The 7,558-nt window shown below is 71.4% G+C and carries 8 protein-coding genes; all 8 read right to left on the bottom strand.

The features are described 5' to 3' along the window. Positions 1-226: 226 nt before the first annotated feature. Positions 227-634, bottom strand: coding sequence for a DUF3040 domain-containing protein (locus tag ACWDX9_RS36465; protein ID WP_350729151.1), 408 nt, complete (start codon positions 632-634; stop codon positions 227-229). A 229-nt stretch (positions 635-863) separates the two neighbouring features. Next, positions 864-2,105 (bottom strand): DNA polymerase IV, encoded by a 1,242-nt coding sequence (gene dinB, locus ACWDX9_RS36460; RefSeq protein ID WP_350729150.1) that lies wholly within the window; start codon positions 2,103-2,105, stop codon positions 864-866. A gap of 47 nt (positions 2,106-2,152) precedes the next feature. Continuing rightward, complete coding sequence (locus ACWDX9_RS36455; protein ID WP_449962263.1) at positions 2,153-2,872, bottom strand: methyltransferase domain-containing protein; 720 nt, start codon at positions 2,870-2,872, stop codon at positions 2,153-2,155. A 337-nt stretch (positions 2,873-3,209) separates the two neighbouring features. Further along, positions 3,210-3,548 (bottom strand): MmcQ/YjbR family DNA-binding protein, encoded by a 339-nt coding sequence (locus ACWDX9_RS36450; RefSeq protein ID WP_449962260.1) that lies wholly within the window; start codon positions 3,546-3,548, stop codon positions 3,210-3,212. Between the two features lie 262 nt (positions 3,549-3,810). Then, positions 3,811-4,221 (bottom strand): transcription antitermination factor NusB, encoded by a 411-nt coding sequence (gene nusB / locus ACWDX9_RS36445; RefSeq protein ID WP_449962257.1) that lies wholly within the window; start codon positions 4,219-4,221, stop codon positions 3,811-3,813. Between the two features lies 1 nt (position 4,222). Further along, a complete protein-coding gene (gene efp, locus ACWDX9_RS36440; RefSeq protein WP_449962254.1) occupies positions 4,223-4,783 on the bottom strand; it encodes an elongation factor P in 561 nt (186 codons plus the stop codon). Positions 4,784-4,809: 26 nt separating this feature from the next. Then, positions 4,810-5,847 (bottom strand): M24 family metallopeptidase, encoded by a 1,038-nt coding sequence (locus ACWDX9_RS36435; protein WP_449962252.1) that lies wholly within the window; start codon positions 5,845-5,847, stop codon positions 4,810-4,812. Between the two features lie 70 nt (positions 5,848-5,917). Beyond that, a complete protein-coding gene (locus ACWDX9_RS36430; protein ID WP_449962249.1) occupies positions 5,918-7,555 on the bottom strand; it encodes a serine/threonine-protein kinase in 1,638 nt (545 codons plus the stop codon). Between the last annotated feature and the right edge of the window lie 3 nt (positions 7,556-7,558).

Genomic DNA, 7,558 nt, shown 5'->3' with positions numbered 1-7,558 from the left:
CTGGCCCGGGCTCACCTTGGGGGCAGAGGACGGGCGGCCGCCGGTTGTGCCTGGGCGGACGAGCGTTTTTCGGGAGCGGGAAACATCGACGCCTGGGCGGAGAGCGTTTTTCAGGAACGGGAAACGTCGACGCCTCGGCAGACGAGCGCACGACGGGACCCGGAAGGGCCGCCTCCCACACGAGGGCCGCCCGGACGCGTGTCCGGGCGGCTCCGCAGGTCAGCGGTCAGCGCTCATCGTTGCGGCGGCGCCAGCGCTCTTCCATGCGCTCCATGAACGTCCCCCGGCGCGGCCGACGGGCCTGCTTGCCCGGAGGAGGGGCCGAGCCCGAGGCGGGCGCGGAGTCACCGAACCCGTTCATGCGTTTCCAACTGGACAGGCCCCACAGACACGCGGCGAGCATGACCACGAAACCGCCGACGCCGAGAGGGATCAGGGCACTGCCACTCATCACCACGCCGACCATCATGATGACGACGCCGAGAGCAAAGCCGATGGAGGCCTTGATCAGACGACGCTTGTAATGGCTGCGCGGGTCACTGATCCTTACGGTGTTGGCCCACTTCGGGTCCTCGGCGTAGAGGGCCTGCTCGATCTGGTCGAGCAAGCGCTGCTCGTGCTCAGAGAGCGGCACGGCGCCTCCCAAGGACAGCCCCAGGACGGGGAAGACGGCAACGGACGACACGGGGTGTCCGAACCTCGCGGTCGGTTATCCCCAGAATACGAGGCTGTAGACGTAGGCGAAAGCAAACGTCCAACGCAGACCAAACCGGAGGTGTCGTCATGGCTCCATTGTGGCCCATCTCGCCCCCCTTCCCCCAAAATCGCGACACCGATGCCCCATAAAAATCCGGACATCTGCGTCATGTCTCTACATCATCAAGCTTGCCACGTACGAGCGATGCTGGGAGCACCGCATCGGGACCGAATCGCCGGATCGCCTTGTCCATGGCCTGTTCGGCCTCGCGCCAGCCGGTCTCCCGCTCTCCGATGCCGAGTTGGTGGGTGGCCTCGCCCGCGGGGCGCAGGTTTTCCATCCTGACGCCGACCAGGCGCAGCCGCACGCGCTGGAGGCCCGCCGCCTCGAACAGCTCGCAGGCTGTGGCATAGATCACCTGGGCCACGTCGGTCGCCTCGCGCAGTGTGCGCGAGCGGTTGATCGTCGTGAAATCAGCGCGGCGGAGCTTCACACTTACAGTCCTTCCCACGTGTCCGCCCTTACGCATCCTGGCGGCCACCCGCTCGGAAAGACGCAGCAACTCCCGCTTGATCACCTCTGGATCGTCCACGTCGGCCGCGAACGTCTCCTCGTTGCCGATGCTCTTGTCGGGCACGTGGGCGCTCACCGCCCGCTCGTCACGGCCCCAGGCCAGCGCCGCCAGGTGGCCGCCCACGGCCTGTCCGAGCTCGCGCTGGAGGGTGGCGGGCGGCACCCTGGCCAGGTCGCCGACCGTGCGGATGCCCAGGCGTACGAGAGACTGCTCGGTGCGCTCGCCGACGCCCCACAGCGCCGAGACCGGCAGCGGGTGGAGGAAGTCGACGACCTGGTCGGCGGGCACCACCAGCAGCCCGTCGGGCTTGCACTGCTTGCTGGCCAGCTTCGCCACGAACTTGCTGCTCGCCACGCCGACCGAGCACGTGATGCCGTAGCGGTCGAGGACCTGCTCCCTGATCATGGCGGCGATGACGGCGGGCGGGCCGAGCCGGCGCCTGGCGCCGCCGACGTCGAGGAACGCCTCGTCGGACGCGATGGGCTCGACCATCGGGGTGATCGTGTGGAAGATCTCCATGACGCCCTTGGAGACCTCGGAGTATTTGCCGTGGCTGGGCGGGATGATCGTGGCCTGCGGGCAGAGCCGGCGCGCCCTGCTCATCGGCATGGCGGAGTGCACGCCGTGGGCCCTGGCCTCGTACGTGGCGCTGAGCACGACGCCGCGCCCCGCGGGCGAGCCCACGATCACCGGGCGGCCGCGCAGCTCGGGACGCTCGAGCAGCTCGACGCTGGCGAAGAAGGCGTCCATGTCGACGTGCAGGATCGGGCAGCCGCTGTCGTCGGCCCCGGTGCGTGGAGCGGGGCCGATGCCGGTGATCTGCTTGCGAGACACGCCGCCGATTCTATCCGAACATGCGTTCTATACCCAGTGCCGGCGCCTCACGACCTGTGCGCGAGCACGTGCAGCTGAGTAGCGATGTCGCGCAGCACGGGGTGGGTGGCGGCGACCTGCTCGAGGGCGACGAGCGCCTCGGCGGCGCCGGGCTCCCCGTCGACGAGCCTGCTCGGGACCAGGTCGGCGAAGACCCGCACGCCGTGGACGGCGCCGACGGCGAACCCGGTCGCGGCCAGCAGCTCGGAGAGCGTCTCGGCGTCGAAGCGCCTCGGGGTGGGGTCGCGGTCGCCCCAGGTGCCCCGCGGGTCGTCGAGCACGGCCCGCGCCTCGTCGAACTGGCCCGCGAGCGCCCGGTGGATGGCGCTGCCGACGGGGTTGGCGGTCAGCACGCTCACCGCGCCGCCCCTGCGCAGCACGCCCGCGACGGCGGTCAGCGCGCTGATCGGGTCTTCGACGTATTCGAGCACGCTGTGGCAGAGCACCAGATCGGCGCTGTCGCGGCTGAGCAGCTCGCCCAGGTCGGCGGCGTCGCCCTGCAGGGACCGCACGCGCACGCCCTTCTCCTTGGCGCGGCGCTCGAGCGCGGCCAGCGAGTCGGGGCTCGGATCCACGACGGTCACGGCGTGGCCCAGCGCCGCCAGCGGCACGGCGAACCCGCCGGTGCCGCCCCCGGCATCGACGATGTCGAGCCCCTCCCGGCCGGTCGCCGCCGTCCGTTCGGCCAGCGCGGACCGCAACGCGTCCCAGACGACGGCGGTCCGCACCGCCGGGGTCCTCGTGACGCCTTCAGCACGCAACGTCGGCTCGCCTCCCTCTCCCCTCGCGACGGCCCGCGCTCCGGGCCCTCGCGATCACGCACATCTTGAACTGCGCTTCTCCGCGGTCGGGCCCCAGCCTACGCCGTGCGCCGGTCCCCCGCTCGCCGTCACCGGCACCGCCCGCTCCGGGTCGCGCACGCCGCCCCGGGCGCGTCGCGTTCGGTGATCGCCGTCGGTGATCGCCGTCGGTGATCGCCGTCGACGTCCGAGCGGCGGGGTCAGGTGGCGAGGTCAGGACGCGGGGTCAGGTCGTGGGGTCAGGTCGTGGGGTCAGGTTGTGGGGTCAGGTGTCGGAGCCGGCGGTCGGCCGCTTGGGCGCCCGCAGCCGCCACGCGTCGGTCAGCAGTTCGCCCATCTCCTCGGCCTCGACGACCCCGAGCCGCACCAGCACGGCGGCGGACCCGTCGTAGTGCGGGGTCGTGAAGAACGCGGCCGGTTCGGCCGCGATCAGCCCCGCCTTCTCCTCCACGGAGCCCACCGGCAGCACCAGCACGTCGCCCTCCTCACGCACCCGGGCGAACCACTTGCCGCGGACGTAGAAGGCGGGCGTGCCGTACATGGTCTTCTCGACGGTCCCGGGCAGCGCCAAGGCGAGCCGGCGTACGTCGTCCTCGGTCACCATGCCCACACGATACGCACCGCCGGGCGAGCGGCAAGGGGCGCGTCGCGGCTGGTGACGCGCCACTTGTCCGCACGCCCCCTGGCCACACGTCAGGCTTGCGCGCATAGGCGCCCGGCCGTGTGACGACGCACGGCCCTCGTCTCGGCGAGCCGTGCGGGCAGGCGTCGTGTTGTGTCTTCGGTTGGAAGGTACGCCTTGTTGCTTTGGAAAGGTACGCCTTGTTGCTTTGGAACGTACCCCGAACTCGGCCTTTTGACGGTGTCTAAAGGGTGAGGCTTGGCTTGAGCTGCTTGAAGCGGGCCAGCAGCCCGTTCACGAACTGCGGCGACTCGTCCGTGGACAGCTCACCCGCCAGGTGCACCCACTCGCTGATCACCACGCCCTCGGGCACGCCGGGAATCCAGAGCAGCTCGTACGTGCCCCCGCGCAGCAGGTTGCGGTCGACGGCGGGCATCCGGTCGAGGGTCCAGCCCTCGGCGTAGGTGGTGATCAGCTCGTCGATGCGCGCGTGGTGTCTGGCGACGCCCTCGACGATGGTCGAGGTGTATTCGTTCACCGGGGGCTCCTGCCGCTCCACGCGTTCGGCGAGGATCTTCAGCGGATCCTCGCTGCGCAGCTCGGCCTCGAAGAGGATGTCAAGCGCCCGCCGGCGTGCTTTGCCGCGTGCCGACACCTCAGGCCCGGCCGAGGTATTCGCCGCTGCGGGTGTCGACCTTGACCTTCTCGCCGGTGGTGATGAACAGCGGCACCTTGATCTCGGCGCCGGTCTCCAGCGTGGCGGGCTTGGTGCCGCCGGTGGAGCGGTCGCCCTGCAGGCCGGGCTCGGTGTTGGCGATGGTCAGCTCGACCGCGGCGGGCAGGTCGACGTAGAGGGCCGAGCCCTCGTTGAACGCGACCGTGGCCAGAGTGTTCTCCAGCATGTAGTTGGCGGCCGTGCCGACGGTGTTGTTGGGCACGTTGACCATGTCATAGGTCTCGGTGTCCATGAACACGAAGTCGTCGCCGTCCTTGTAGGAGTACTGCATCTCGCGCTTGTCGACGTTGGCCACGTCGACCTTCACGCCGGCGTTGAAGGTCTTGTCGACGACCTTGCCGGAGAGGACGTTCTTGAGCTTGGTGCGCACGAACGCGCCACCCTTGCCCGGCTTGACGTGCTGGAACTCGACCACGGCCCAGAGCTCACCGCCCTCGAGCTTCAGCACCATGCCGTTCTTGAGGTCGTTGGTCGTCGCCACTCGTTCTTCTCCCGCGTGCGGCCGCTCTAAAGGACGAGCAGCTCCTTGGTCGTCTTCGTGAAAAGTTCCGGCCCGCCCTCACGTGTCACCAGGGTGTCCTCGATGCGAACCCCGCCCCGGCCCGGGAGATAGACCCCAGGCTCGACGGTGATCGGAACTCGATCCTCTAGTCTACCGGTCCGCGAGGGGCCGAGGAACGGCTCCTCGTGGATCTCCAGGCCGACTCCGTGTCCCAGCCCGTGCCGGAAGCGGCTCCCGTACCCCGCGTCCTCGATGACGGTACGGGCCGCCGCGTCCACCTCCCTGGCCCCCGCGCCCGGCGCGAGCGCGTGCCTGCCGGCCCGCTGCGCCTCGGCGACCAGGGCGTAGATCTCGCGCTGCCAGTCCGTCGGCGGGCCCAGGCAGACCGTCCTGGTCATGTCGGCGTGGTAACCCTGGTAGCGGGCGCCGAAGTCGATCGTGACCAGGTCGCCGGCGCGCAACTCCCTGCCGGAGGGGGCGTGGTGCGGGATCGCGCCGTTCTCGCCGGCGGCCACGATCGTGTCGAACGCGGGCTTGTCGGCGCCCAGCTCGGTCATGCGGTTGTCGAGCAGGCGGGCGAGGTCGCGCTCGGTGATCCCCGGGACGATTTTCCCCGAAATATCGGCAAATGCCTGGTCGGTGATCTCGCAGGCCGTACGGAGGAGCTCCAGCTCGCCCTCGTCCTTCACCGCCCGCAGCAGCTCCACCACCGGCTCCAGCGGCACCAGCCCCTCGCCCAGGCGCCGGTACGTGGCCACGCTCATCCACGCCGCCTCGATCCCGGCCCCCGGCTCCACCAGCGCGCTCTCCACGTCGTACGCCTCGACCGACGGCACGTCCAGCGTCCGGGCCACCTCGATGTAGCGGTTGTCGGTCGCCAGCAGCGCCGTGCCGTCGGCCCTGACCAGGACGGCGGCGTTCGAGCTGACCAGCCCGGTGAGGTAGCGGACGTTCACGGGCGAGGTGACGAGCAGGGCGGTCACCTCACGGGCGGGCAGCAACCCGGCGAGGCGGGCCCGGCGGGCCACGTAGTCGACGCTCATGGCGCCAATGTACGTGTTCCGCCCCTGGCGTCACTATCGCCCGCCACCTGGCCGAGCCTGCCTGGAGCTCCTAGTCGTCGGGCAGCCGCCAGTCGTTCAGAACCTGAGCCGCCGGCCCGGCCCCGCCCATGTCGCCCTTCTCCTGCGCCCGCCTCAGGTCGTGGTAGACGCCGGCGATCTGGTCGATCCCCGAGTCGATGCGGCCCTCCTCGAACTTCCTGGCGGCCTTCCTGATCTTGTCGCGGGCCTTGCCGGCGACCTTGGGGTCGATCGCGCCCATGGCCTGCTGGGCCATCAGCGCCTTGTCGAACTCCGACAGCCACTTGCGCCAGCCGCCCGGCGGGATCGCCTCGCCCAGGGTGGCCTTGGGCTGGACCGTCTCGCGCAGCGAGGTCGGTCCCAGGGTGCTCACCAGGCCGGGCGTGGCGTCCGGCGTGGGCTCCTCGGGGAGGAGCGTGGTCGGCAGCGTGCTCGGCAGCGTGGTCGGTTCGGCGGTCGGGGTGGAGGCCGTCAGCGGCTCCTCCTTCCTCGCGCCCGCCCACATCACCATGACGACGGTCACCACCGCGATGACCACCACGGCGGCGCCGAGCTGGAGGATGAGCTTGCGGTTCGAGGCCGGGGCGGGCTCGAGGTCGCCCGCCTGGTAGACGGCGGTGTCACCGGCCCTCGGAGGAGGCCCGCCGTGCCCGGGGGCCTGGAAGACCTCGGTCGATCCGTCGCCCCCGAACGTCCCGCCCGGCCTGCCGCCGTCCCGGAAGGAAACGCCCGTCACGGGCATGGCCGCCCCGGGCGGAGGCGACCCGGCGGGAGTCGCCCCAGGGTGGAGCGACCCGGGGTGGGTCGCCCCAGGGAGAGGCGGCCCGGGGGGAGCCTGCCCAGGCCCGGGCGGCATGGGCGGTGCGGCCGGGTTGGCGCGCGGTCGCGCGATGGCGGCCAGCGCCCGCCGGATCGCCTCACCGCTGCCGGGCCGGTGCGCGGGATCCTCGGCGATCATGGCCAGCACGAGCCGATCCAGCTCCGCGGACACCTCGGCCCTCGACGCGCTCGGCGGAGCGGCCGCACCCCGCCCCGAAGCGCCGCCGGAATCGTCCCGCTCCTCGTCGCCGAAGGGCGGGCGGCCGCACAGGAGCTCGTAGCAGACGCACCCCAGCGCGTACAGGTCCCCGGCGGCCGCGGCCTCCTGCCCCGCCGCCCGCTCGGGCGCCACGTACCGCGGGTCCCCCGGCACCCGGTCGTCCATCCCGAACCCGACGACCTTCAGCACCCCGCTCCCGGCCAGCCGGAAGCTGTGCGGGGCGACATGCCCGTGCATGACCCCGGCCCGGTGCGCGGCGTCGAGCCCGGCCGCGGCCTGCCCGATGAGGTCGCACACCTCGACGATCGGCAGAGGGCCGCGCGCGGCCAGCTCCTCGCCCAGGCTGGGGCCGGTGAGGAACTCCATCACCAGGAACGGCGCCCCGTCGTGGTCGCCGACGTCCAGCACCATGGCCACGTTCGGATGGATGACCCGGGCCACGGCCTGGGCGTGCTGCCTGAGCACCTCCCGGGTCGCGCCCCCCGCCACCCGGGCGCCGAGCACCTTCACGGCCACGACCCAGTCGGCCCGCGTGTCGTACCCTCGCCACACTTCACCCATCGGCCCGCTGCTGATGCGCTCGTCAAGCCGATACCGGTCAGCGACCAAGGACGGCGTCGCGTCGGACATATC

The organism is Nonomuraea sp. NPDC003201 (genome assembly GCF_053590415.1).
This window is presented reverse-complemented; position numbering and strand designations above follow the sequence as displayed.

Bases quoted from the DNA above. Each gene is read 5' to 3' on its own strand.
- ACWDX9_RS36430 (WP_449962249.1), bottom strand. From the start codon at position 7,555: ATGTCCGACGCGACGCCGTCCTTGGTCGCTGACCGGTATCGGCTTGAC.
- ACWDX9_RS36435 (WP_449962252.1), bottom strand. From the start codon at position 5,847: ATGAGCGTCGACTACGTGGCCCGCCGGGCCCGCCTCGCCGGGTTGCTG.
- ACWDX9_RS36450 (WP_449962260.1), bottom strand. From the start codon at position 3,548: ATGGTGACCGAGGACGACGTACGCCGGCTCGCCTTGGCGCTGCCCGGG.